General features: G+C 58.1%; 22 protein-coding genes. 14 read left to right on the top strand and 8 right to left on the bottom strand.

The window, feature by feature from the left end; translation table 11 throughout:
• Positions 1-59 precede the first annotated feature (59 nt).
• Positions 60-1,754 (bottom strand): nitrate/nitrite two-component system sensor histidine kinase NarQ, encoded by a 1,695-nt coding sequence (gene narQ, locus C6A40_RS11000; protein ID WP_045335352.1) that lies wholly within the window; start codon positions 1,752-1,754, stop codon positions 60-62.
• Between the two features lie 152 nt (positions 1,755-1,906).
• Between narQ and aegA the strand changes: the two genes are divergently transcribed.
• The 3 genes from aegA (at position 1,907) to C6A40_RS10985 (ending at position 5,691) form a co-directional block, all read left to right on the top strand.
• Positions 1,907-3,886, top strand: coding sequence for a formate-dependent uric acid utilization protein AegA (aegA, locus tag C6A40_RS10995; protein ID WP_045335298.1), 1,980 nt, complete (start codon positions 1,907-1,909; stop codon positions 3,884-3,886).
• Positions 3,887-3,952: 66 nt separating this feature from the next.
• On the top strand, positions 3,953-4,546 hold the full coding sequence (gene nudK, locus C6A40_RS10990; protein WP_025912781.1) for a GDP-mannose pyrophosphatase NudK: 594 nt from the start codon (positions 3,953-3,955) through the stop codon (positions 4,544-4,546).
• A gap of 101 nt (positions 4,547-4,647) precedes the next feature.
• A complete protein-coding gene (locus C6A40_RS10985; RefSeq protein WP_045335351.1) occupies positions 4,648-5,691 on the top strand; it encodes a DUF1176 domain-containing protein in 1,044 nt (347 codons plus the stop codon).
• Positions 5,692-5,787: 96 nt separating this feature from the next.
• Here the strand turns inward: C6A40_RS10985 and tkt are convergent, their stop codons facing one another.
• Positions 5,788-7,776, bottom strand: a complete 1,989-nt coding sequence (gene tkt, locus C6A40_RS10980) for a transketolase (RefSeq protein WP_045335295.1) — start codon at positions 7,774-7,776, stop codon at positions 5,788-5,790.
• Between the two features lie 19 nt (positions 7,777-7,795).
• Complete coding sequence (gene tal, locus C6A40_RS10975; RefSeq protein WP_008501618.1) at positions 7,796-8,746, bottom strand: transaldolase; 951 nt, start codon at positions 8,744-8,746, stop codon at positions 7,796-7,798.
• Positions 8,747-9,035: 289 nt separating this feature from the next.
• Between tal and maeB the strand changes: the two genes are divergently transcribed.
• Positions 9,036-11,315: an NADP-dependent oxaloacetate-decarboxylating malate dehydrogenase gene (maeB, locus tag C6A40_RS10970; protein WP_114191281.1), complete on the top strand. Its 2,280-nt coding sequence runs from the start codon at positions 9,036-9,038 to the stop codon at positions 11,313-11,315.
• Between the two features lie 79 nt (positions 11,316-11,394).
• On the opposite strand, the gene hemF is transcribed toward maeB, so the two are convergent.
• Both hemF and amiA read right to left on the bottom strand, forming a co-directional pair.
• Positions 11,395-12,294, bottom strand: coding sequence for an oxygen-dependent coproporphyrinogen oxidase (gene hemF / locus C6A40_RS10965; protein WP_045335292.1), 900 nt, complete (start codon positions 12,292-12,294; stop codon positions 11,395-11,397).
• Positions 12,294-13,169, bottom strand: a complete 876-nt coding sequence (gene amiA, locus C6A40_RS10960) for an N-acetylmuramoyl-L-alanine amidase AmiA (RefSeq protein WP_008501615.1) — start codon at positions 13,167-13,169, stop codon at positions 12,294-12,296. Before amiA ends, hemF begins: the two co-directional genes overlap by 1 nt.
• A gap of 212 nt (positions 13,170-13,381) precedes the next feature.
• On the opposite strand from amiA, the gene C6A40_RS10955 reads away from it, so the two are divergent.
• The 10 genes from C6A40_RS10955 to pdxK all read left to right on the top strand — a co-directional run bounded on the left by C6A40_RS10955 (position 13,382) and on the right by pdxK (position 21,726).
• Positions 13,382-13,807, top strand: a complete 426-nt coding sequence (locus C6A40_RS10955) for a GNAT family acetyltransferase (protein ID WP_008501614.1) — start codon at positions 13,382-13,384, stop codon at positions 13,805-13,807.
• Entirely contained in the window at positions 13,794-14,243 is a 450-nt protein-coding gene (locus C6A40_RS10950) for a DUF2919 domain-containing protein (RefSeq protein ID WP_045335291.1), read from the top strand. The genes C6A40_RS10955 and C6A40_RS10950 overlap by 14 nt, the downstream gene beginning before the upstream one ends.
• Positions 14,244-14,306: 63 nt before the next feature.
• Entirely contained in the window at positions 14,307-14,882 is a 576-nt protein-coding gene (locus tag C6A40_RS10945) for an RpoE-regulated lipoprotein (RefSeq protein WP_045335290.1), read from the top strand.
• Positions 14,883-14,974: 92 nt separating this feature from the next.
• Complete coding sequence (locus C6A40_RS10940; protein WP_008501611.1) at positions 14,975-15,874, top strand: Dyp-type peroxidase; 900 nt, start codon at positions 14,975-14,977, stop codon at positions 15,872-15,874.
• Between the two features lie 174 nt (positions 15,875-16,048).
• Positions 16,049-17,062 carry a sulfate ABC transporter substrate-binding protein gene (locus C6A40_RS10935; protein WP_045335288.1) on the top strand — a complete coding sequence of 338 codons (1,014 nt, stop codon included), beginning with the start codon at positions 16,049-16,051 and terminating at the stop codon, positions 17,060-17,062.
• A complete protein-coding gene (cysT, locus tag C6A40_RS10930) occupies positions 17,062-17,895 on the top strand; it encodes a sulfate/thiosulfate ABC transporter permease CysT (RefSeq protein WP_008501609.1) in 834 nt (277 codons plus the stop codon). Before C6A40_RS10935 ends, cysT begins: the two co-directional genes overlap by 1 nt.
• Positions 17,895-18,770, top strand: a complete 876-nt coding sequence (gene cysW / locus C6A40_RS10925) for a sulfate/thiosulfate ABC transporter permease CysW (protein ID WP_008501608.1) — start codon at positions 17,895-17,897, stop codon at positions 18,768-18,770. The genes cysT and cysW overlap by 1 nt, the downstream gene beginning before the upstream one ends.
• Entirely contained in the window at positions 18,760-19,854 is a 1,095-nt protein-coding gene (gene cysA, locus C6A40_RS10920; RefSeq protein ID WP_008501607.1) for a sulfate/thiosulfate ABC transporter ATP-binding protein CysA, read from the top strand. The genes cysW and cysA overlap by 11 nt, the downstream gene beginning before the upstream one ends.
• 118 nt (positions 19,855-19,972) lie before the next feature.
• Positions 19,973-20,884 carry a cysteine synthase CysM gene (gene cysM, locus C6A40_RS10915; protein WP_021241793.1) on the top strand — a complete coding sequence of 304 codons (912 nt, stop codon included), beginning with the start codon at positions 19,973-19,975 and terminating at the stop codon, positions 20,882-20,884.
• A gap of 5 nt (positions 20,885-20,889) precedes the next feature.
• On the top strand, positions 20,890-21,726 hold the full coding sequence (gene pdxK, locus C6A40_RS10910) for a pyridoxine/pyridoxal/pyridoxamine kinase (protein ID WP_008501605.1): 837 nt from the start codon (positions 20,890-20,892) through the stop codon (positions 21,724-21,726).
• A 44-nt stretch (positions 21,727-21,770) separates the two neighbouring features.
• Here pdxK and crr read toward each other — a convergent pair whose 3' ends face one another.
• From crr to ptsH, 3 genes are read right to left on the bottom strand one after another with little or no spacing between them, the layout of a single operon-like run.
• Complete coding sequence (crr, locus tag C6A40_RS10905) at positions 21,771-22,280, bottom strand: PTS glucose transporter subunit IIA (RefSeq protein ID WP_003861316.1); 510 nt, start codon at positions 22,278-22,280, stop codon at positions 21,771-21,773.
• A 40-nt stretch (positions 22,281-22,320) separates the two neighbouring features.
• A complete protein-coding gene (gene ptsI / locus C6A40_RS10900) occupies positions 22,321-24,048 on the bottom strand; it encodes a phosphoenolpyruvate-protein phosphotransferase PtsI (protein WP_008501604.1) in 1,728 nt (575 codons plus the stop codon).
• A gap of 44 nt (positions 24,049-24,092) precedes the next feature.
• On the bottom strand, positions 24,093-24,350 hold the full coding sequence (ptsH, locus tag C6A40_RS10895; RefSeq protein ID WP_000487600.1) for a phosphocarrier protein Hpr: 258 nt from the start codon (positions 24,348-24,350) through the stop codon (positions 24,093-24,095).
• Positions 24,351-24,492 lie beyond the last annotated feature (142 nt).

Raw genomic sequence — 24,492 nt, 5'->3', positions numbered from 1 at the left:
GAAATAAAGGAGATAGTGTAAATTATCATGCGCTTTTCCCTGCGCTTCCCTCTTTACCGTTATTTACCCGTTAACGGCGTGGGCGCCGGAAACGTCACGCTGACCAGCGTGCCGCCGTTTTGCGGCTGTGAAAAGTGCAGCACTCCTCCAAGCCGCTGCGCGCGTTCGCGCATAATGTTCAGACCGTAATGTCCCGGCGGCTCGCTGGCCTCGCCAATCCCGATGCCGTTGTCGCGAATGCTGACGCTGTGCGTACCGTCCGCTGCGGTCACGCAGCTCACGGTGATCTCGCTGGCCTGCGCGTGCTTAATGGCATTCAACACCGCCTCACGCACGATCTGTAACAGATGCACCTGCTTTTGCGCGTCGAGCGCCAGCGAGGAGAGGCGGCAGTCGAGATGCAGTTTCGCCTGCGTCTGGCTCTGCAGGGCATCGAGTGACTCCTGCAGCGCCGCGGGTAAATTCGCGTGGTTCAACGTCAGGCGGAAGGTGGTCAGCAGCTCGCGCAGCTGCTGCCAGGCATTGTTCAGCTCGCGGGAGAAGTCGGTGATAATGGCCTGCGCTTGGGTATTTTCTTCCGGCACGGCGCGTTTGAGCAGTGCAAGCTGAATGCGCAGATACGACAGCACCTGCGCCAGCGAATCGTGCAGCTCGCGGGCAATGGTGGCGCGCTCTTCCATCAGCAGCAGCTGCTGGTAATGCTTTTGCGCCTGGTTAAAGTACAGCCCGCGCCCGAGCATGGTCGCCACGCTTCTCATCAGCGGAAGGGGGACGCTGTCCGCCTCGCTTTGCCAGCGCAGCTCGCCGTAGAGCGTGTCCTGCATCAGTACCGGCAGGTTTTGCAGAGGGATACCCTCAGCCTCCGTCCCTTCGCACAGCCGCCAGTCGTCGCTGGTGCGCAGTTCCAGATAATTCATCTGCGTATAGTCATGGACAATCTGCAGGATATGCCGGAAACAGTGGCTGTCTATCTGGCCGGTATTGAGCGCCTGCGAGCACTTAAACAGCATGTCGAGCTGCTGGTGGGCTTCGTGCAGGTGCCGCGTCTTTTCCGCAACCGAGGCTTCGAGCGAACGGTAGAGTGTATCGAGCTCGGCCGACATGTGGTTAAAGGCGCGCGAAAGCTGCCCCAGCTCGTTCGGCAGGGCGCTATCCGGCGCAGGGGTGGCAAACTCGCCGCGCTCAATGCGTTCGCTGGCCGCCACCAGGTTGTTCAGCGGCAGCACCACCTGGCGACGGATGCGACGCAGGGTAAACAGCGTCAGCAGCAGGATCCCGAGTGCGCCAGCCAGCGAGAGCAGGGTGACCGTTTGAATTTTATGTTCGGTGTAGTGCTGGAGGGCGAGCACAAAGGCATCAATGCGGCCGACAAAATCCTCAATATTGCGTTGGTACCACGCGCTGTCGCCGCGGGCGATATGCGCATCCATCTCCTGCCAGGCCACATGCAGCTGCTGATAGCGTGCTTTCACATTGTCCGGGACATACCAGCGGTTCAGCTTCTGCAGGGCAGGCGCGCCGAGCGTCTGTTGCCAGCTCTCGCGATGTGCCGCAAGGGAAGGGCTGTTGCGCTGCATCTCGTAGCCCAGACGATAGCTCTGCATGCGCAGTGAGCCAGCGATGTTGATGGCTTCGGCATCGCGCTGGCTGCTGGCCAGCGTCAGCAACGCGACGGTGCTGCTGAGTACGGATAGGGCAATGATCGAAAAGAAAGCCCAGGCAAGGCTTCCGGAAACGGGTCGTTTAACGGTCACAGAACGGCTCTCTGAATAAAATTGATCTGCCACAGGTTCACTGGAAATAATTGGGCGCTTCAGGCATTTGAACATTGCCCGAACGCACCGTGATGCGTAAATACCATACTCTTATAAAGAGAAAGGTTATTGAACCAAAAACAGGTGTGGTTATGAATCGTTTTATTATGGCTAACAGCCAGCAGTGCATTGGGTGTCGCGCCTGCGAAGTCGCCTGCGTGATGGCGCACAACGGTGAGCAGCATGCCCTGAGCGAGCGCCATTTTCATCCCCGTATCACGGTCCTGAGATCCGGCGAGAAGAGCCACCCCGTGACCTGTCATCATTGCGAAAATGCACCCTGCGCGCAAAGCTGCCCGAACGGCGCCATCAGCAAATGCGATGACAGCGTACAGGTGAATCAACAAAAATGCATCGGCTGTAAGGCCTGCGTGGTGGCCTGCCCGTTTGGCACGATGGAGATTATCGTCACTCCGCTCGACAATGGCAGCGTGAAGGCCTCGGCGAATAAATGCGATCTCTGTCTGACGCGTCCACACGGCCCGGCCTGTATCGAAAATTGCCCGGCGGATGCCCTCTCCCTGGCGACGCCCGCCGCGCTGGAAAAACTGGCGAAATCGCGCCGACAGCGCACGGCCTGCCTGGAGGCACAGCCCTGGCATGGTGCCGAGGCCGTCAGCGTGGACGCGCCGCGTACCAAACTGCAGCAGATGCAAACGACCCCGCCCCGCGGCGAGCCCGACAAGCTGGCTGGCGCAGAGCGCGTGGGCCATTTTAACGAAATTTACCTGCCGTTCCGGGCCGAACAGGCCGCCCGCGAGGTGTCGCGCTGCCTGAAGTGCGGAGAGCACAGCATTTGCGAATGGACCTGCCCGCTGCACAACCACATCCCGCAGTGGATTGAGCGCCTCAACGCGGGGGATATCACCGGCGCGGCCGAGCTTTCTCATCAGACCAACTGTTTACCTGAAATTACCGGTCGCGTCTGCCCGCAGGACCGGTTATGCGAGGGAGCCTGCACGCTTCGTGACGCGGCGGGGGCCGTGACGATCGGCAACATCGAGCGCTACATCTCCGATCGGGCGCTGGCGATGGGCTGGCGGCCGGATATGTCCGCCGTCACGCCGTCAGGTAAACGTGTCGCGATTGTCGGCGCGGGGCCCGCCGGGCTGGCGTGCGCCGACGTGCTGGCGCGCCGCGGCGTGAGCGTGACGGTCTATGACCGGCATCCGGAGATCGGCGGTTTGCTAACCTTTGGCATCCCGGCATTTAAGCTCGATAAATCGCTGCTCGCGCGGCGCAGAGAGATCTTTACCGCGATGGGGATCCGCTTCGAGCTGAACTGCGAGGTGGGCCAGGACGTGTCGATGTCGCAGCTCAAGAGCGATTACGACGCCCTGTTTATTGGCGTGGGTACCTATCGTTCGATGAAGGCGGGTATTCCGAACGAGGATGCGCCAGGGGTCTACGACGCGCTGCCTTTCCTGGTGGGCAACACGCGGCATGTTATGGGGCTGGAGGCGACGGCCAGCGAGCCGTTCATCGACACCCGTGGCCTGAACGTGGTGGTGCTGGGTGGAGGCGATACCGCGATGGACTGCGTCCGCACGGCGTTACGTCACGGCGCGGCGACGGTCACCTGCGCCTATCGTCGGGATGAGGCCAACATGCCGGGCTCGAAGAAAGAGGTGCAGAACGCCAGAGAAGAGGGGGCGTCATTTGAGTTTAACGTCCAGCCGGTTGAGCTGACGCTGGATCCGAACGGTAAGGTCAACGGTATCCGGATGCTGCGTACCGCGCTCGGTGAGCCGGATGCGCAGGGGCGTCGTCGGCCCGTTCCGGTGGCGGGCAGCGAGTTTGTGATGGCCGCGGATGCAGTCATCATGGCGTTTGGCTTTAATCCGCACGCGATGCCGTGGCTGCAGGCGCAGGGTGTCGAAACGGATGACTGGGGGCGGATCGTGGCCTCGGTCGAGAGCCGCTATCGTTACCAGACGACCAACCCGCAGATCTTCGCCGGGGGCGATGCGGTACGCGGCGCGGATCTGGTCGTCACCGCGATGGCGGAAGGGCGTCATGCCGCGCAGGGGATACTCGACTGGCTGGGAGTTGATGTACCACAACATCATTAATCCGGCGGACGACAAAGCGGGATTCACGGCGTAGTATAGGACGACTCATTGTGCCGTGGAGCCCGTATGACCCTGAAAATTGACGTTATCAAAGACAAAATTCTCTCTGAAAACTACTTTGTCCTGCGTAACATCACCTATGATCTTACACGTAACAACGGTGAAGTGATCCGCCACAAGCGCGAGGTCTATGACCGTGGTAACGGAGCAACCATCCTGCTCTATAACCGTGAAAAGCAGAGCGTGGTGCTGATCCGTCAGTTCAGGGTGGCAACATGGGTCAATGGCAATCCTGACGGACGTCTGATTGAAACCTGCGCGGGCCTGCTCGATGACGATGAGCCGGAAGTCTGCATCCGCAAAGAGGCCGTCGAAGAGACCGGCTTTGAAGTGGGCGAGGTCAAAAAGGTCTTCGAGCTGTACATGTCCCCGGGCGGCGTGACGGAAATTGTCCATTTCTTCATTGCTGAATACAGCGACGCACAGCGCACGCACCGGGGCGGTGGCGTAGAGGATGAAGATATCGACGTGCTGGAGCTTCCTTTTGCCCGAGCGCTGGAGATGGTGCGTTCAGGCGAAATCAGGGATGGTAAAGCGGTGATATTGCTGCAGTATTTACAGACAACCGGGCTGATGAACACCCCTTTCGAACGGATATAGCCTGTTTTTCAGGTATATCTGATAAATCCGATTGAGCAACCCCGGCGGGAACACGAAGATACTGCCCTGTTATGCGTTTTCGTTCCGGGATTGTGTCATTCATGCGCTACAGCGTCTTTTTATTTTCCCTGTTTTGTGTGCTCCTCGCGCCGCAGGTGCGGGCTGCACCCGCGCAGCAAGCCTTCTCTGACTGGCAGGTGACCTGCAATAACCAGAACTTTTGCCTTGCCCGCAACACGGGCGAACACCGCGGTCTGGTCATGACGCTCACCCGGAGCGCCGGGGCGAAAACGGATGCCACGCTGCGTATCGATCTCGGCGGTCTTGATACCCCCTCCGTGAAAGAGCCGGATATTGCCCCGCGGCTGCTGCTGGATAATGTTCCCCTGAAGCTCGACAAACAGCGCTGGCAGCTCACCCCCTGGCATCTGAAAACGGACGATGCGGCCACCATCACCGCCTTTCTGAAAAACATCCAGGAAGGAAAAGCCCTGACTCTGCGAGGCGGTAAGCAGGTGATTTCACTGGCCGGTCTGAAAGCCGCGCTGCTGTTCATTGATGCCCAGCAAAAGCGCGTTGGCAGCGAAACCGCGTGGATCAAGAAAGGTGACGATCCGCCGTTAAGCGTGCCGCCCGCACCTGCCCTGAAAAAGGTGGCGATCGTTAATCCTACCCCAACACCGCTTTCCCACGCAGAACTGAACGATCTGCTGGATTATGGTACCGGCAGGATGAACAGCAGCCAGTGTTCGCTGGATCCTAACCGTCGCGAAGTGCGCGTCACCGCGTTAACCGATGACAAAGCGCTGCTGATCGTCAGCTGCGAGGCGGGGGCCTATAACACGGTCGATCTGGCGTGGCTGGTGTCACGTAAAAAACCGTTCTCTGCCCGCAGCGTGAGGCTGCGTCTGCCGTTTACGCCGTCAGGCGACAGCAGCGAAATCGAGTTGATGAACGCCAGCTTTGATGAAAAGACGCGCGAGCTGACCACGCTCTCGCTGGGGCGCGGTATGGGGGATTGTGGGATCCAGACGCGCTGGCGGTTTGACGGCCAGCGTTTCCGCCTGGTGCGCTATGCCGAGGAACCCAGCTGTGATAACTGGAATGGGCCAGACGCCTGGCCCACGCTGTGGATCACGCGGTAGCTTTTTGCCGGGTGGCGCTGTCGCTTACCCGGCCTACGGTTTGGTGGTTTTGTAGGCCGGGTAAGGCGTAGCCGCCACCCGGCAACGCAGACCGCACTAAATCACGCTCAGCGCCTTCTCTACCACGTTCTCAACGGTAAAGCCGAAGTACGGGAACAGCTTGTCGGCAGGGGCGGACTCACCGTAGCCCCGCATCCCAACAATCGCCCCTTTGAGCCCGACATACTTGTACCAGTAGTCGGCAATACCGGCCTCCACCGCCACGCGCGCCGCGACGTTAGAGGGCAGCACCGATTCCCGGTACGTCTCGTCCTGGGCGTCAAAGATATCCGTTGAGGGCAGGGACACCACGCGCACCGCGTGGCCTTCGGCGGTCAGTTTTTCCGCCGCTTTCACCGTGATTTCCACCTCGGAACCGGTCGCAATCAGGATCACGTCCGGCTTGCCGCCGCTGTCTTTCAGGATATAGCCGCCGCGGGCAATGTTTTTCACCTGCTCCGGCGTGCGCTCAATCTGCGTCAGGTTCTGGCGTGACAGAATCAGCGCCGTCGGGCCGTTATGGCGTTCTACCGCCAGCTTCCAGCCCACCGCCGCTTCGACCTGATCGCACGGGCGCCAGGTGCTGAAGTTGGGCGTTAAACGCAGGCTCGCCAGCTGTTCAACCGCCTGGTGGGTGGGGCCGTCTTCTCCCAGACCGATGGAGTCGTGGGTATAGACCATAATCTGCCGCGCCTTCATCAGCGCTGCCATGCGCGCCGCGTTACGGGCGTACTCGACGAACATCAGGAAGGTGGCGGTGTAGGGCACGAAGCCGCCGTGGTGGGCGATGCCGTTGGCGATCGCGGTCATCCCGAACTCGCGCACGCCGTAGTGGATATAGTTCCCGGCAATATCCTCCTTCAGCGATTTCGAGCCCGACCAGATGGTCAGGTTACTCGGTGCCAGGTCCGCCGAGCCGCCCAGCAGCTCAGGAAGGAGAGGGCCAATCGCATTCAGGGTGTTTTGCGACGCCTTACGGGTGGCGATTTTTGCCGGGTTGGACTGCAGGTTTTCAATCAGCGCCTGGGTTTTATCGTCCCAGTCCTCCGGCAGACCGCCGCTCATGCGCCGGGAAAACTCGGCGGCCAGTTCCGGGTACGCTTTTTTGTAGGCGGCGAATTTCTCGTTCCAGGCCTGCTGGGCTTTCTCACCGTCTTCACGGGCATCCCACGCCCGGTAGATCTCTTTCGGGATTTCAAACGGCGGGTATTTCCAGCCCAGCTTCTGCCGGGTCAGCGCCACTTCTTCGTCACCCAGCGCCGCGCCGTGCGCCTCTTCTTTGCCCGCCTTGTTCGGCGAGCCGAAGCCGATAACCGTGCGGCAGATAATCAGGGACGGTTTGTCCTTCACGCTCTGCGCTTCCTGAATCGCTTTTTTCACCGCCTCAGGATCGTGGCCGTCGATCTCGTGCACCACGTGCCAGTGGTAGGCCTCGAAGCGTTTTGCCGTGTCGTCGGTGAACCAGCCCTCGGTTTCCCCGTCGATGGAGATGCCGTTGTGATCGTAGAAGCCAATCAGCTTGCCGAGCCCCAGGGTGCCCGCCAGGGAGCAGACCTCATGGGAAATCCCCTCCATCAGGCAGCCGTCACCCATAAACACGTAGGTGTAGTGATCGACAATCTCGTGGTCCGGCTGGTTGAACTGTGCCGCCAGCGTACGCTCGGCAATCGCCAGCCCGACCGCATTTGCCAGCCCCTGACCGAGCGGCCCGGTGGTGGTTTCCACGCCCGGCGTATAGCCGATCTCCGGGTGCCCCGGGGTTTTGGAGTGCAGCTGGCGGAAGTTTTTCAGCTCCTCAAGCGGCAGATCGTAACCGGACAGGTGCAGCAGGCTGTAGAGCAGCATCGAGGCGTGGCCGTTGGAGAGAATAAAGCGGTCACGGTCGTACCAGGTGGGATCGTTAGGGTTGTGCTTCAGGAAGTCGTTCCACAGCACTTCGGCAATATCGGCCATGCCCATCGGTGCGCCGGGATGGCCAGAATTGGCTTTCTGCACGGCATCCATGCTGAGGGCGCGGATGGCATTGGCGAGCTCTATACGGGACATAGTTCACTCCGTGGCAAGGTTAAAGTTTGGCAGCGAGAAGATCTTCAAGTTTGCGCTGGTCGACGGCGAACAGGCGGATACCTTCCGCCAGTTTTTCCACGGCCATGGCGTCCTGATTGTGCTCCCAGCGGAATTCGGCTTCGGTCATGGCTTTCGGTTTTGGCAGAACGGTAGAGGTGGGGATCAGCTTGCGGATGACCGTCTCTTCTTTGTCCTGTAGCTCCTGGAGCAGGTTAGGGGAGATGGTCAGGCGGTCGCAGCCCGCCAGGGCGAGGATCTGCTCGGTACGGCGGAAGCTGGCCCCCATCACGATGGTTTCGTAGCGATGCTGCTTGTAGTAGTCGTAGATATTGCGCACCGATTTCACGCCCGGGTCCTCATCCACCACGTACGGATCCATCGGCTGTTTCGCCTGGTACCAGTCGTAGATGCGGCCAACAAACGGTGACACCAGGAACACGCCCGCTTCGGCACAGGCGCGCGCCTGGGCAAAGGAGAACAGCAGCGTCAGGTTGCAGTGAATTCCCTCTTTTTCCAGCACCTCTGCCGCGCGGATGCCTTCCCAGGTCGACGCCAGCTTGATCAGAATGCGTGATTTATCGATCCCCTGCTCCTGGTAGAGTTCCACCAGGCGGCGAGCCTTGTTGATGCTCTTTTCTTTATCGAACGAGAGGCGTGCGTCAACTTCAGTCGAGACGCGCCCCGGAATGCTTTTAAGAATTTCCGCACCAAAATTAACTGCCAGCTTGTCGCTGGCTTCGGCGACCTGCTGCTCCTGCGTCTTCCCGCGCTGTTTTCCGTAGGCAATGGCGTCATCAATGAGATGACTAAAATGGGTAAGCCCGGCTGCCTTGAGCAGTAGCGAAGGGTTAGTGGTCGCATCCTCCGGCTGATAGTGGCGAATCGACTCGATATCGCCGCTGTCTGCCACCACCGTGGTGAATTGTTTGATGCCGTCTAGCTGGTTCATAAATGATTACTCCTTGGAAATAAAAGCGTTAGCTGAGTGCGTTAGTTCACACTTCTGAGAAAATCATGATGGACTTAACAAAAAAGCATAGCAGACGGGGGAGGCATTGCTTTTGAGACGGGTAACATGGCTGTTATAAATTGATAACAATTTTTAATGTGTGATGGTGAGAGTTTGGCAGCCTTCAAAGTTTAGGAGGCGGCCTGAGGCGATACTAGGCGGCACACCAGGGTGTGCAACCGGATCGTTTTCGTCACCCTTTTGACCGATACGTGAAAGGAAAAATAAGATGGATGAGCAGTTGAAACAGAGTGCCCTCGATTTTCACGAGTTCCCTGTCCCGGGCAAAATTCAGGTCTCCCCAACCAAGCCGCTGGCGACACAGCGCGATCTGGCGCTGGCCTACTCGCCGGGCGTGGCGGCCCCGTGTCTGGAGATCGAAAAAGATCCGCTGGCGGCCTATAAATACACCGCGCGCGGCAACCTTGTTGCCGTGATCTCTAACGGCACGGCGGTACTGGGTCTCGGTAACATCGGCGCGCTGGCCGGTAAGCCGGTGATGGAAGGCAAGGGGGTGCTGTTCAAGAAATTCGCCGGTATCGACGTGTTTGATATCGAGGTGGACGAGCTCGATCCTGACAAATTCATCAACGTGGTGGCCGCGCTGGAGCCGACCTTCGGCGGGATCAACCTGGAAGACATCAAAGCGCCGGAATGTTTCTATATCGAGCAGAAGCTGCGCGAGCGTATGAACATTCCCGTGTTCCATGACGACCAGCACGGAACGGCCATTATCAGCACCGCCGCCATTCTCAACGGCCTGCGCGTGGTAGAGAAAAATCTCTCCGACGTGCGCATGGTGGTCTCCGGCGCTGGCGCCGCGGCCATCGCCTGTATGAACCTGCTGGTGGCGCTGGGTATGCAGAAACACAACATTGTGGTCTGCGACTCCAAGGGCGTGATTTACAAAGATCGCGAGCCGAACATGGCGGAAACCAAAGCGGCGTATGCGGTAGAAGACGACGGCAAGCGCACGCTTGAGGACGTGATTGACGGCGCGGATATCTTCCTCGGCTGCTCGGGTCCGAAAGTGCTGACCCAGGAGATGGTGAAGAAGATGGCGCGCGCGCCAATGATCCTGGCCCTGGCGAACCCTGAGCCGGAAATTCTGCCGCCGCTGGCGAAAGCGGTGCGTGAAGACGCCATTATCTGCACCGGGCGTTCCGACTACCCGAACCAGGTGAACAACGTGCTCTGCTTCCCGTTCATCTTCCGCGGCGCGCTGGACGTTGGCGCGACGGCGATCAACGAAGAGATGAAGCTGGCCGCGGTGCACGCCATTGCGGAGCTGGCCCACGCCGAGCAGAGTGAAGTGGTTGCCTCAGCCTATGGCGATCAGGATCTGAGCTTTGGTCCGGACTACATCATTCCAAAACCGTTCGACCCGCGTCTGATTGTCAAAATTGCCCCTGCGGTGGCAAAAGCGGCGATGGATTCCGGCGTGGCGACGCGCCCGATTGAAGACTTCGACGCTTACGTCGATAAGCTCACCGAGTTTGTCTATAAAACCAACCTGTTCATGAAGCCGATCTTCTCTCAGGCGCGCGCCGACGCGAAGCGCGTGGTGCTGGCGGAAGGGGAAGAGGCGCGCGTGCTGCACGCCACCCAAGAGCTGATCACCTTAGGCCTGGCGAAACCGATCCTGATTGGTCGTCCGAGAGTGATTGAAATGCGTATCCAGAAGCTGGGCCTGCAGATTAAGCCGGGCGTCGACTTCGAGATCGTCAACAACGAATCCGATCCGCGCTTCAAAGAGTACTGGAGCGAATACTACGCGATCATGAAACGCCGGGGGATCACCCAGGAGCAGGCGCAGAAAGCCGTCATCAGCAACACGACGGTGATCGGCGCGATCATGGTCCATCGCGGCGAGGCGGATGCGCTGATCTGCGGCACCATCGGCGACTACCACGAGCACTTTAGCGTGGTGCAGGAGATCTTCGGCTATCGCGACGGCGTCCATACCGCCGGGGCGATGAACGCCCTGCTGCTGCCGAGCGGGAACACCTTTATCGCTGACACCTATGTTAACGACGATCCGAGCCCGGACGAGCTGGCGGAGATCACCGTGATGGCCGCCGAGACCGTGCGCCGCTTCGGTATCGAGCCGAAGGTGGCGCTGCTGTCGCACTCTAACTTCGGTTCGTCCAAATCAGCGGCGGCGTGCAAAATGCGTCAGACGCTGGCGCTGGTGCGCGAGCGCGCGCCGGAGCTGATGATTGACGGGGAAATGCACGGCGATGCGGCGCTGGTGGAGAGCATCCGTAACGAACGTATGCCTGACAGCCCGCTGAAGGGATCGGCAAACATCCTGATTATGCCGAACGTGGAAGCGGCGCGTATCAGCTATAACCTGCTGCGCGTCTCCAGCTCTGAAGGGGTGACCGTAGGACCGGTGCTGATGGGCGTGGCGAAGCCGGTGCATGTGTTAACGCCGATTGCCTCCGTGCGCCGTATCGTGAATATGGTGGCGCTGGCGGTGGTTGAGGCGCAGACGCAGCCGCTGTAAGCATTGTGAGTCGGGTGGCGCGTTCGCTTACCCGACCTACGGGTTGAGCAGGCCGGATAAGCGCAGCGCCATCCGGCAGTTAAACCCAGTCGCGTACTTTAAGGAACTCACTCAAGGCAGCCTCCGGGCTGCCTTCTTTTGGCTCGTAGCAGTACTCCCAGCGCACCAGCGGCGGCATCGACATCAGAATCGACTCCGTGCGCCCGCCGGTCTGCAGGCCAAACAGCGTCCCGCGATCCCATACCAGGTTGAACTCCACGTAGCGCCCGCGACGGTAGAGCTGGAACTCGCGCTCGCGCACGCCATAGCTGGTGTCTTTACGGCGTTCGACGATGGGCAGGTACGCGTCGGTATAGCCTTCGCCCACCGCGCGCATAAAGCTGAATGCGGTATCAAAATCAGGCGTGTTGAGATCGTCAAAGAACAGCCCGCCGATGCCGCGCTGCTCGTCGCGGTGCTTCAGGTAAAAGTAGTCATCGCACCACTTTTTAAATTTCGGGTAAATGTCTTCGCCAAACGGCAGGCAAAGATCCCGCGCGGTGGTGTGCCAGTGCACGGCATCCTCTTCGACGCCGTAGTAGGGCGTCATATCGAAACCGCCGCCAAACCACCAGACCGGATCGGCCCCCGCTTTTTCCGCAATGAAAAAGCGCACGTTGGCGTGGCTGGTCGGCACAAACGGATTGTGCGGATGCACCACCAGCGAAACGCCCATCGCTTCGAAGCTGCGGCCCGCAAGTTCAGGACGGTGTGCCGTCGCAGACGCGGGCATCGCGTCGCCATGAACGTGGGAAAAATTCACGCCCGCCTGTTCGAAGATGCCGCCGTTACGCAGCACGCGGCTACGCCCGCCGCCGCCGGCTTCGCGCTGCCAGTTGTCTTCCTGAAATTCTCCGCCGTCAGCGGCGGCCAGTTTCTGGCAAATCTCATCCTGTAACTGCAGCAGGAAGGTTTTGACCAGTTGAGCATTGGGTTTCATCAGCGTTTCCTGGAGTGCGCTTTTTGGTTATCAAACCAGTTGAAGTAACTGATAATGCCGGAGGCGATGGCGTTGGCGATCTTCTGACGAAACGCCGTAGTGCCGAGGAGTCGCTCCTCTTCCGGGTTGGTAATGAACGAGGTTTCCACCAGCACGGACGGGATAGACGGTGATTTCAACACCACAAACGCCGCCTGTTCGGTGCTCCTGCTGTGCAGGCGATGCACTGGCTTAATCTTTTTCAGGATGTGCGAGCCGAGCGTCAGGCTGTTTTTGATCGTATCCGTCTGCACGAGGTCGAACAGCACCTGCTGTAGCAGGTGGTCTTTGTCGGTGGCTTTTTTCCCGGCGACTTCATCCGCCCGGTTTTCGCGGTCGGAGAGGTATTTTGCCATGGCGCTACTGGCGCCGCGGTTGGACAGCGCAAACACCGAGGCACCAGCGGCAGACGGGTTGGTAAAGCCGTCCGCGTGAATCGACATAAACAGATCCGCCCCGTGCTGGTGGGCGATCTCTACGCGATCGTACAGCGGAATAAAGGTGTCGCCAGAGCGCGTCAGACGCGCGTCAATGCCGTTGCTGCGTAAAATCGCCCGCACATTTTTTGCAATCGCCAGCACGACGTGTTTTTCTTTCGACCCGTTTTTGCCGATGGCGCCGGTATCAATACCGCCGTGGCCCGGGTCGAGCATCACCAGGCGCTTTGCGCCCGGCTTTTTGGTTTTCGGTTTGCTGTGTCCGTTACTGGTTTTAAGCGTGCTCTCGTCTTTTGCCTGAGCCTGCTTTGCGATGCCCGTTAACGTTAAGGCCGCCAGCCCCGCTTTGAGAACCTGACGACGCGATGTGAGTGCTTTTAATGGTTTGAATGTGCTCATGCGGCCTGAATACTAAAAAATGGGGTCCTGGTGTTATATCGTATCGCGTTTAGCGTTACGACAGTCCTTATTGAGAATTGTTTTACTTTTCATTTCAATACGTGACAAAGTGACATTATGCCAAATTTTGGCGAGATTTTCCCCGGTTATTGGCTAAAGGCGTGGTTCGCGCCATAATCACTGTTTTTAAACCCGAAAAGGCGGTTAATACCATGGAGATACGCGTTTTTCGCCAGGAAGATTTCGAAGAGGTGATCACCCTTTGGGAGCGCTGCGATCTGCTGCGTCCGTGGAACGATCCGGAAATGGATATCGAGCGTAAGGTGAATCACGACGTCAGTCTGTTTCTGGTTGCGGAAGTCAATGGCGAGGTTGTGGGGACGGTGATGGGCGGTTATGACGGCCATCGCGGCTCGGCCTATTATCTGGGCGTCCATCCGGAATACCGTGGTCGCGGTATTGCCAATGCGCTGCTCAACCGGCTCGAGAAGAAGCTGATCGCCCGCGGCTGTCCGAAAATCCAGATCATGGTGCGGGAAGATAACGACGTGGTGCTGGGCATGTATGAACGCCTGGGCTACGTACACGCTGACGTGCTGAATTTAGGAAAGCGTCTCATCGAAGATGAAGAGTACTGAGATCCATCCGGCAGACTATGACGCTCAGGGGCGCGTCAGGCTGCCCTTTTTATTCTGGTGCGTTCTGCTGCTTCAGGCTCGGACCTGGGTGCTGTTCGTGATGGCCGCCGCGTCGCGCGGGCAGGGCGACACGCTGCTGACGCTCTTTTATCCCGATCACGATGCCTTCTGGCTCGGCTTGCTGCCGGGCGTACCGGCGGTGGTGGCTTTCTTATGCAGCGGCCGACGGCATACGATCCCGCGTTTGTGGCGCGCGCTTCGCGGGCTGCTGATCCTTGCCCAGATTGCGCTGCTCTTCTGGCAGCCGGTACTCTGGTGGTACGGTGAACCGCTGACGGGCATCGGCGTTGCGCTGGTGGTTGCCGATATCGTGGTGCTGATGTGGCTAGTGACCAACCCGCGCCTTCGCGCCTGTTTTGTGCCTCAGGATGATTAATCCGGCACTTTTTGCCGATGTCGCACTCCAACAAGCGTTGATTTAACACGTAAGGACGTTTCAATGAAATCGCTGCGTTTAGTTTTATGCGCTCTTCCGCTGGCATTGACCGGCTGTTCGACGCTCTCCTCCATTAACTGGTCTGCCGCGTATCCGTGGAACTGGTTTGGTTCATCAACGGAAGTGACCGAGCAGGGCGTGGGTAAAATTACCGCCGCGACGGCGCTGGATCAGAATGCTATTCAGGATGCGCTCAGCAGTGACTACCGCCTGCGCAGCGGCATGAAAACAGAGAATGGCAATATTGTTCGCTATTACGAGGCGCTGAAGGGCGACAAGCTGGCGCTGGTGATCAACGGTGACAAAGGCACGGTAAACCGGATCGCGGTGATGGATGAAGATATTCCGACCGCCAGCGGCGTGAAGGTCGGGACGCCGTTTAGCGATCTTTATAAGCAGGCCTTTGGCAACTGCACCAGCGTGCCATCCGACGATGAAGTGGCGGTGGAGTGTAAGGCGGAAGGCAGCCAGCACATCAGCTATGTTTTTACCGGCACCTGGAGCGGCCCGGAAGGGTTGATGCCGTCTGACGACACCCTGAAGAGCTGGAAGGTGAGCAAAATACTCTGGAAGCAGTAATTTGCGTCTGAACAAACCGCCTCGCTGAAATCCGGGTATAATAGCCGCCATCAATGCCACGCTGACGTGGCATCTTTATTTCAGGAGGAGCGATGTCTCAGGTTCAGAGTGGCATTTTGCCAGAACATTGCCGCGCGGCGATTTGGATTGAAGCCAATGTCAAAGGGGACGTGGATGCCCTGCGTGCGGCCAGCAAAGCGTTTATTGATAAACTGGCGACCTTCCAGGCCAAATTCCCGGAAGCCCACCTCGGCGCCGTTGTTGCGTTTGGCAATAACGTCTGGCGTCAGCTGAGCGGCGGTGAAGGGGCAGAAGAGCTGAAGGACTTCATTCCTTACGGCAAAGGCCTGGCACCTGCGACCCAGTACGACGTGCTGATCCACATCCTTTCTCTGCGTCACGACGTGAACTTCTCGGTTGCGCAGGCGGCGGTGGCGGCCTTTGGCGACAGCATCGAGGTGCAGGAAGAGGTTCACGGTTTCCGCTGGGTCGAAGAGCGCGATCTGAGCGGCTTTGTCGACGGAACCGAAAACCCGGCGGGTGAAGAGACGCGTCGTGAAGTCGCGGTAATCAAAGACGGCGTGGACGCGGGCGGAAGCTACGTGTTCGTGCAGCGCTGGGAGCATAACCTCAAGCAGCTTAACCGCATGAGCGTGCATGACCAGGAGATGATGATTGGCCGCACCAAAGAAGCTAACGAAGAGATCGACGGCGATGACCGTCCGGTCACCTCGCACCTGAGCCGCGTTGACCTCAAAGAAGACGGCAAAGGGCTGAAGATTGTCCGCCAGAGCCTGCCGTACGGTACCGCAAGCGGCACGCACGGCCTCTACTTCTGCGCCTACTGCGCGCGCCTGCATAACATTGAACAGCAGCTGCTGAGCATGTTCGGCGATACCGACGGCAAGCGCGACGCCATGCTGCGCTTCACCAAACCGGTGACCGGCGGCTACTACTTCGCGCCGTCCGTCGAGCGTCTGCTGGCGCTGTAAACCGCTTTCCATACGTAGGCCGGGTAAGCGTTAGCGCCACCCGGCAATTTTCCCCGCGCCTTATTCCCTTTTCTGCTTCTAAATCACCAAACGGTATATAAAACCGTTACTGCTTTCATCACCGTTATAAATATTATGACTATAAGATAGTCATCACATTTATAAGGGTGCGCAATGGCCGTTACTGTACTGAAAAAAGGAACTCTGGCGCTGGCAGGTTTACTGCTGGTGGCACAGGCGCAGGCGACTGAACTGTTGAACAGTTCGTATGACGTCTCCCGCGAGCTGTTTGCCGCCCTTAACCCCCCGTTCGAACAGCAGTGGGCGAAAGACAATAACGGCGACAAGCTGACCATCAAGCAGTCTCACGCCGGTTCATCCAAGCAGGCGCTGGCCATCCTCCAGGGCCTGAAAGCGGACGTCGTGACCTACAACCAGGTGACTGACGTGCAGATCCTGCACGACAAAGGCAAGCTGATCCCGGCGGACTGGCAAAGCCGTCTGCCGAACAACAGCTCGCCGTTCTACTCCACCATGGGCTTCCTGGTGCGCAAGGGCAATCCGAAGAATATCCGCGACTGGAGCGACCTGGTGCGTTCCGACGTGAAGCTGATTTTCCCGAACCCAAAAACCTCCGGTAACGCGCGTTACACCTATTTAGCGGCGTGGGGCGCGGCGGACAAGGCTGACGGCAACGATAAAGCCAAAACCGAGCAGTTCATGACCCAGTTCCTGAAAAACGTCGAAGTGTTCGATACCGGCGGCCGCGGGGCGACCACGACCTTCGCAGAGCGCGGCCTGGGCGATGTGCTGATCAGCTTCGAGTCGGAAGTGAACAACATCCGCAAACAGTATGAAGCGCAGGGCTTTGAGGTGGTTATCCCGAAAACCAATATTCTGGCCGAATTCCCGGTCGCATGGGTGGATAAAAACGTGCAGGCAAACGGTACCGAGAAAGCGGCAAAAGCCTATCTCAATTACCTGTACAGCCCTCAGGCGCAGACCATCATTACCGATTACTACTACCGCGTGAACAACCCGGACGTGATGAACAAGCTGAAAGATAAGTTCCCGCAGACCGCGCTGTTCCGCGTGGAAGACCATTTTGGCTCCTGGCCAGACGTGATGAAAACGCATTTTGCCAGCGGCGGTGAGTTAGACAAACTGCTGGCGGCGGGGCATAAGTAATGTTTGCAGTCTCGACCAAACGCGTGCTGCCGGGCTTTACCTTAAGCCTCGGGACCAGCCTGCTGTTCGTCTGCCTCATTCTGCTGTTGCCGCTCAGCGCGCTGGTGATGCAGCTTGCGCAGATGAGCTGGGCGCAGTACTGGGACGTGATCACCAACCCGCAGGTGGTGGCGGCCTATAAGGTGACGCTGCTGTCGGCGTTTGTCGCCTCCATTTTTAACGGCGTGTTTGGCCTGCTGATGGCGTGGATTTTGACCCGCTATCGCTTCCCGGGCCGCACGCTGCTTGACGCCCTGATGGATCTGCCGTTTGCGCTGCCGACGGCGGTCGCGGGCTTAACCCTCGCGTCGCTCTTCTCCGTGAACGGGCTGTACGGCGAGTGGCTGGCGAAATTTGACATCAAGGTGACCTACACCTGGCTTGGTATCGCGGTGGCGATGGCCTTTACCAGCATCCCGTTTGTGGTGCGTACCGTGCAGCCGGTGCTGGAAGAGTTAGGTCCGGAATACGAAGAAGCGGCGGAAACGCTGGGCGCCACGCGCTGGCAGAGCTTCCGCAAAGTGGTGCTGCCGGAGCTGTCTCCGGCGCTGATGGCGGGCGTCGCGCTGTCGTTTACCCGCAGCCTCGGCGAGTTCGGTGCGGTGATTTTTATCGCCGGGAACATCGCCTGGAAAACGGAAGTGACCTCGCTGATGATTTTCATTCGCCTGCAGGAGTTTGATTATCCGGCGGCGAGCGCGATCGCTTCGGTGATCCTCGCGGCATCGCTGCTGCTGCTGTACTCGATTAACACTCTGCAAAGTCGCTTTGGTCGACGTGTGGTAGGTCACTGATGGCGGAAGTTACGCAATTGAAGCGATACGATGCGCCCCGCATCAACTGGGGTAAATGGTTTCTGATTGGGGCGGGCGTGCTGGTTTCCGCCCTCATTCTCGTCGTGCCGACGATTTATATCTTCGTTCAGGCGTTCAGCAAGGGCCTGATGCCCGCGCTGGAAAACCTGGCGAACCCGGACATGCTGCACGCCATCTGGCTGACCGTGCTGATTGCCCTGATCACCGTTCCGGTGAACCTGGTGTTCGGTACCCTGCTGGCGTGGCTGGTGACGCGCTTTAATTTCCCGGGACGTCAGCTGCTGTTGACCCTGCTGGATATTCCCTTCGCCGTATCGCCGGTGGTGGCGGGTCTGGTGTATCTGCTCTTTTACGGCTCCAACGGCCCGCTGGGCGGCTGGCTGGATGCACATAACCTGCAGATCATGTTCGCCTGGCCGGGTATGGTGCTGGTCACCATCTTCGTGACCTGTCCGTTTGTGGTGCGCGAGCTGGTGCCGGTGATGTTAAGCCAGGGGAGCAACGAAGACGAAGCGGCGGTGCTGCTGGGTGCGTCGGGCTGGCAGATGTTCCGCCGCGTGACCCTGCCGAACATCCGCTGGGCGCTGCTTTATGGCGTGGTGCTGACCAATGCCCGCGCGATTGGTGAATTCGGTGCCGTTTCCGTCGTCTCTGGCTCCATTCGGGGTGAAACCCTGTCGCTGCCGCTGCAGATTGAACTCCTGCAGCAGGACTACAACACCATCGGCGCCTTTACTGCCGCAGCGTTGCTGACGCTGATGGCGATTTTGACCCTGTTTTTGAAGAGTGTGGTGCAGTGGCGTTTAGAAAATCAGGAAAAACGTCAGCATCAGGAGGGAAATCATGAGCATTGAGATTGCCAATATTAAGAAGTCTTTTGGTCGCACCCAGGTGCTGAATGATATCTCGCTGGATATCCCTTCCGGACAAATGGTGGCGCTGCTGGGGCCGTCTGGCTCGGGCAAAACCACGCTGCTGCGCATTATCGCCGGGCTTGAGCACCAGACCAGCGGGCATATCCGCTTCCACGGCACCGACGTGAGCCGCCTGCACGCCCGCGATCGTAAGGTGGGCTTTGTGTTTCAGCATTACGCGCTGTTCCGCCACATGACCGTGTTCGACAACATTGCGTTTGGCCTGACCGTGCTGCCGCGTCGTGAGCGCCCGGATGCGGCAACCATAAAGGCGAAAGTGACCAAACTGCTGGAGATGGTGCAGCTGGCGCATCTGGCGGATCGTTTCCCGGCCCAGCTGTCCGGCGGGCAGAAACAGCGCGTGGCGCTGGCGCGCGCGCTGGCCGTTGAGCCGCAAATTCTGCTGCTGGACGAACCCTTCGGCGCGCTGGATGCGCAGGTGCGTAAAGAGCTGCGCCGCTGGCTGCGTCAGCTGCATGAAGAGCTGAAATTCACCAGCGTCTTCGTGACCCACGACCAGGAAGAGGCGATGGAAGTCGCGGATCGCGTGGTGGTCATGAGTCAGGGCAACATTGAGCAGGTTGACGAGCCGGAGCAGCTCTGGCGTGAACCGGCGACCCGCTTCGTGCTGGAGTTTATGGGCGAGGTGAACCGCCTGCAGGGCACCATTCGCGGCGGTCAGTTCCACGTTGGCGCGCACCGCTGGCCGCTGGGCTATACCTCCGCGCACCAGGGCCCGGTCGATCTGTTCCTGCGTCCGTGGGAAGTGGACGTGAGCCGTCGAACCAGTCTGGACTCACCGCTGCCGGTACAGGTGCTGGAAGCGAGCCCTAAAGGGCACTACACCCAACTGGTGGTTCAGCCGCTGGGCTGGTATACCGAGCCGCTGACCGTGGTCATGCGCGACGACGTCCCGCCGCATCGGGGAGAGCGCCTGTTTGTCGGTCTTCAGCATGCCCGTATTTATCACGGCAAGGAACGCATCGAGACGCGCGAGGATATTGCTCTGGCGGAGTCAGCCTGATAGGTTATTAGGATGTTTATCGCCCGGTGGCGCTGCGCTGACCGGGCCTACAGCTAAAACTGCGTCTTGTAGGCCGGGATCGCTGCGCGCAACCCGGCTTTTTTATTGAGTAAAAATCGTGAATACACTCGAACACACCATCGGCAATACCCCTCTGGTCAAGCTTCAGCGTATGGGGCCGGATAACGGCAGCGAAATCTGGGTCAAACTCGAAGGCAATAACCCGGCGGGGTCGGTGAAAGACCGGGCCGCACTGTCGATGATCGTCCAGGCTGAAAAGCGCGGCGAGATTAAGCCGGGCGACGTGCTGATTGAAGCCACCAGCGGCAACACCGGTATCGCCCTGGCGATGATTGCGGCGCTGAAAGGCTATCGCATGAAGCTGCTGATGCCGGACAATATGAGTCAGGAGCGTCGCGCCGCGATGCGTGCCTACGGAGCCGAGCTGATTCTGGTGACCAAAGAGCAGGGGATGGAAGGCGCGCGCGACCTGGCGTTAGAAATGGCCGAGCGCGGCGAAGGTAAACTGCTCGATCAGTTTAACAACCCGGACAACCCTTACGCGCACTACACCACCACCGGCCCGGAAATCTGGCAGCAAACCGACGGGCGCATTACCCATTTTGTCTCCAGCATGGGCACCACGGGAACCATTACCGGCGTATCCCGTTTTCTGCGCGAGCAGGCGAAAACCGTCACCATCGTTGGCCTGCAGCCGGAAGAGGGGAGCAGCATTCCGGGCATTCGCCGCTGGCCGGCGGAGTATATGCCCGGCATTTTTAATGCACAGCTTGTGGACCAGGTGCTGGATCTTCACCAGCGCGAGGCGGAAAATACCATGCGTGAGCTGGCCGTGCGCGAAGGTATCTTCTGCGGCGTCAGCTCGGGCGGCGCGGTAGCGGGTGCGATTCGGGTGGCGCAGGCAAACCCGGGTGCGGTAGTGGTGGCGATTATTTGCGATCGCGGCGATCGCTATCTCTCTACCGGCGTCTTTGGTGAAGAGAGTTATTCGCAGGGGGCGGGGATTTAAGCGTCATGGAGATGATTCTATTCCGGGATAATACCCGGGCGCAGCAAACCGATATTGTCGCGGTGCAGTCTCAGGTGGTGTACGGCAGCGTGGGGAACAGCATTGCGGTACCGAATATTCGTACCCACAGGCTGAACGTTACCGCCGTGCCGACGGTACTGTTCAGCAACACACCCCACTATGACACCTTCTACGGCGGCGTGATCCCCGACGAGTGGTTCAGCGGCTACCTGAAGGCGCTGGAAGAGCGCGAGATCCTGCGCGAGCTTAAGGCGGTCACCACCGGCTATATGGGCAGTGCCAGCCAGATTGTCCTGCTGGCGCAGTGGCTGAAGGCGGTCAAAGCGCAGCATCCTGACCTGCTGGTGCTGGTCGATCCGGTTATCGGCGATATCGACAGCGGGATGTACGTGAAGCCTGAGATCCCCGAAGCGTATCGGGAGCACCTGCTGCCGCTGGCGCAGGGGATCACGCCCAACGTCTACGAGCTGGAAGTGTTAAGCGGCAAGCCGTGCCGCACGCCGGAAAGCGCCATCGCGGCGGCACAGGGACTGCTCTCCGACAGCCTGAAATGGGTGGCGATCACCAGTGCGCCGGTTGCCGACGATCCGCAAAACATCCACGTGGTGCTGGTTTCACGCGAGGGCGTCACCGTCAGCGCGCATCCGCGCGTAGAGACCGATCTGAAGGGAACGGGCGATCTGTTCTGTTCAGAGCTGGTGAGCGGCATTGTTGAGGGGAAAACCGTTGCCGATGCCATTCGCATGGCCGGCGATCGGGTGACTGACGTCATGCTGTATACCCAGTCGAAAGGCTACGACGAGCTTATCCTCCCGGCATAAACAAAAATGGCGCCCGAAGGCGCCATTTTTCTGTGCGGCAAGAATTACTTCTTGATGCGGATAACCGGGGTTTCACCCACGGTGACGCTGCCAGACAGTTTGATCAGTTCTTTGATTTCGTCCATGTTGGAGATAACAACCGGCGTCAGGGTAGACTTGGCTTTTTCTTCCAGCAGTGGCAGATCGAATTCAATCACCGGGTCGCCAACTTTCACACGCTGGCCTTCTTCCGCGATACGTTTGAAGCCTTCGCCTTTCAGTTCAACGGTGTCGATACCGAAGTGAACGAACAGTTCGATACCGCTATCAGATTCGATAGAGAACGCATGGTTGGTTTCAAAAATTTTACCGATGGTGCCGTCAACTGGAGCAACCATTTTGTTGCCAGTTGGTTTGATAGCAATGCCATCACCAACGATTTTCTCAGCAAACACTACATCCGGCACGTCTTCGATGTTGACGATCTCGCCGGAGAGCGGAGCAACAATCTCAATAGTTCCGGAGTCTTTCTTATCATCAGAAACCAGAGATTTCAGTTTATCGAACAAACCCATGATCTTCTCCTAAGCAGTAATTTGGGCCGCATCTCGTGGATTAGCAGATTGTTTTTTCTTCAATGAACTTGTTAACCAGCGTCATTAACTCGTCCGTTGTCGGTTGAGCAAGAGCCTGCTCTGCTAACACCTTCGCATCTTCGAAGTTCGTGTTACGGATAATCTTCTTAATGCGCGGGATGGAAATGGCGCTCATAGAGAATTCGTCCAGACCCATACCCAGCAACAGAAGTGTAGCACGTTCGTCGCCTGCAAGCTCACCACACATGCCAGTCCATTTACCTTCTGCATGAGAAGCATCAATAACTTGCTTGATCAAGTTCAGTACGGACGGTGACATTGGCTGGTAGAGATGTGAAATCATATCATTACCACGGTCAACTGCCAGGGTGTACTGCGTTAAATCATTGGTGCCGATACTAAAGAAATCAACTTCTTTGGCTAAATGACGCGCAATGGTCGCCGCCGCAGGTGTTTCCACCATCACGCCGATCTCGATTGACTCGTCAAATGCTTTACCTTCGTCGCGCAGTTCCTGTTTGTAGATTTCGATCTCTTTCTTCAGTGCACGCACTTCTTCAACAGAGATGATCATTGGGAACATGATGCGCAGCTTACCGAACGCGGAGGCACGCAGGATTGCGCGAACCTGGTCACGCAGGATCTCTTTACGATCCATCGCAATACGCACGGCACGCCAGCCCAGGAACGGGTTCTCTTCTTTCGGGAAGTTCATGTACGGCAGCTCTTTGTCGCCACCGATGTCCATGGTACGGACGATAACCGCCTGAGAGCCACAGGCTTCAGCAACGGCTTTATACGCAGCAAACTGCTCTTCTTCCGTTGGCAGCGCGTCGCGGTCCATGAACAGGAATTCTGTACGATAGAGACCAACACCTTCCGCACCGTTGCGCTCAGCGCCATCAACGTCGCGGACGGTACCGATGTTTGCGCACACTTCTACCTGATGGCCGTCCAGAGTGATGGCTGGCAGGTCTTTCAGCTTAGCGAGTTCCGCTTTTTCAGTCGCAACCTGCTCCTGAACCGCGCGCAGTTTTTCGATCTCTTCGTTAGTTGGGTTGACGTAAACCAGATTGTTTACGGCATCCAGAATCAGATAATCGCCGTTTTTCACCTGAGAGGTGACGCTACCGGTACCCACGATGGCAGGCAGTTCCAGAGAACGCGCCATGATAGAGGTGTGGGAGGTACGGCCGCCCGCATCGGTGATGAAACCGAGGACCTTTTTCAGGTTCAGCTGTGCGGTTTCAGACGGGGTGAGGTCAGCGGCAACCAGGATCACTTCATCCTGAATGGCGCTCAGGTCGATAATGGCCAGACCCAGGATGTTGCGCAGCAGGCGCTTACCGATGTCACGTACGTCAGCCGCACGCTCTTTCAGGTATTCATCATCCAGTTCTTCCAGGGCAGTTGCCTGACCTTCGATAACTTCATGCGCAGCCGCGTCGGCCGTCATGCCTTTATCTTTAATCAGGGCTATGATTTCCTGCTCCAGCTCCTCATCTTCGAGCAGCATGATGTGCCCTTCGAAGATGGCTTCTTTTTCTTCACCGAAAGTTTCGCCAGCTTTAGTTTTGATTGCTTCCAGTTGCGCAGATGCCTTGGCACGACCGCTCAGAAAACGTTCAACTTCCTGATCAACCTTGTCGGCAGAAATTTTTTTCCGGTCAATGACGATCTCGTCTTCTTTCAGCAGCAGTGCTTTGCCGAAAGCGATACCCGGGGATGCTAAAATGCCTGAAATCATAACCCTACCTTACTTGTGACTGATATTTAAAAGAACCCGGAAACTTACTCGAGCTCAGCCATCAGTTTTACCAGATGCTCAACTGCTTTCTGCTCGTCTTCACCTTCCGCAGAGATGGTGACTACGGTGCCCTGAGTCAGGCCCAGAGTCTGCAGTTTGAACAGGCTTTTTGCGCTGGCGCTTTTGCCGTTGGAAGTCACAGTGATTTCAGAAGTGAAGCCTTTCGCTTCTTTAACAAACTGAGCAGCAGGGCGGGTGTGCAGACCGTTCGGAGCGGTAATGGTAACTTCTTGCTGGAACATTGTATTTCCCCAACTTATAGGTTTAGTGTTGTGGAACTAAAGTCTAGCCTGGCGACTGAACTTTAGCCTGTATTGTTAGCGCTGACGTTTCGATCGTCATTAAACATTATGCAGCGAAAGCAAGACTTGAACCAAATCATAA

The organism is Enterobacter sp. GER_MD16_1505_Eko_090, assembly GCF_003331015.1.
Taxonomy (GTDB): domain Bacteria; phylum Pseudomonadota; class Gammaproteobacteria; order Enterobacterales; family Enterobacteriaceae; genus Enterobacter; species Enterobacter roggenkampii.
Note: the sequence above shows the minus strand (reverse complement) of the source record. Positions and strands in the feature narration are given on the sequence as shown.

Bases quoted from the DNA above. Each gene is read 5' to 3' on its own strand.
- aegA (WP_045335298.1), top strand. From the start codon at position 1,907: ATGAATCGTTTTATTATGGCTAACAGCCAGCAGTGCATTGGGTGTCGC.
- ptsI (WP_008501604.1), bottom strand. From the start codon at position 24,048: ATGATTTCAGGCATTTTAGCATCCCCGGGTATCGCTTTCGGCAAAGCA.
- C6A40_RS10985 (WP_045335351.1), top strand. From the start codon at position 4,648: ATGCGCTACAGCGTCTTTTTATTTTCCCTGTTTTGTGTGCTCCTCGCG.
- C6A40_RS10945 (WP_045335290.1), top strand. From the start codon at position 14,307: ATGAAATCGCTGCGTTTAGTTTTATGCGCTCTTCCGCTGGCATTGACC.
- C6A40_RS10940 (WP_008501611.1), top strand. From the start codon at position 14,975: ATGTCTCAGGTTCAGAGTGGCATTTTGCCAGAACATTGCCGCGCGGCG.
- nudK (WP_025912781.1), top strand. From the start codon at position 3,953: ATGACCCTGAAAATTGACGTTATCAAAGACAAAATTCTCTCTGAAAAC.
- amiA (WP_008501615.1), bottom strand. From the start codon at position 13,169: ATGAGCACATTCAAACCATTAAAAGCACTCACATCGCGTCGTCAGGTT.
- C6A40_RS10950 (WP_045335291.1), top strand. From the start codon at position 13,794: ATGAAGAGTACTGAGATCCATCCGGCAGACTATGACGCTCAGGGGCGC.
- hemF (WP_045335292.1), bottom strand. From the start codon at position 12,294: ATGAAACCCAATGCTCAACTGGTCAAAACCTTCCTGCTGCAGTTACAG.
- cysW (WP_008501608.1), top strand. From the start codon at position 17,895: ATGGCGGAAGTTACGCAATTGAAGCGATACGATGCGCCCCGCATCAAC.
- tkt (WP_045335295.1), bottom strand. From the start codon at position 7,776: ATGTCCCGTATAGAGCTCGCCAATGCCATCCGCGCCCTCAGCATGGAT.
- maeB (WP_114191281.1), top strand. From the start codon at position 9,036: ATGGATGAGCAGTTGAAACAGAGTGCCCTCGATTTTCACGAGTTCCCT.
- crr (WP_003861316.1), bottom strand. From the start codon at position 22,280: ATGGGTTTGTTCGATAAACTGAAATCTCTGGTTTCTGATGATAAGAAA.
- cysT (WP_008501609.1), top strand. From the start codon at position 17,062: ATGTTTGCAGTCTCGACCAAACGCGTGCTGCCGGGCTTTACCTTAAGC.
- pdxK (WP_008501605.1), top strand. From the start codon at position 20,890: ATGGAGATGATTCTATTCCGGGATAATACCCGGGCGCAGCAAACCGAT.
- C6A40_RS10955 (WP_008501614.1), top strand. From the start codon at position 13,382: ATGGAGATACGCGTTTTTCGCCAGGAAGATTTCGAAGAGGTGATCACC.
- tal (WP_008501618.1), bottom strand. From the start codon at position 8,746: ATGAACCAGCTAGACGGCATCAAACAATTCACCACGGTGGTGGCAGAC.
- C6A40_RS10935 (WP_045335288.1), top strand. From the start codon at position 16,049: ATGGCCGTTACTGTACTGAAAAAAGGAACTCTGGCGCTGGCAGGTTTA.
- cysA (WP_008501607.1), top strand. From the start codon at position 18,760: ATGAGCATTGAGATTGCCAATATTAAGAAGTCTTTTGGTCGCACCCAG.
- ptsH (WP_000487600.1), bottom strand. From the start codon at position 24,350: ATGTTCCAGCAAGAAGTTACCATTACCGCTCCGAACGGTCTGCACACC.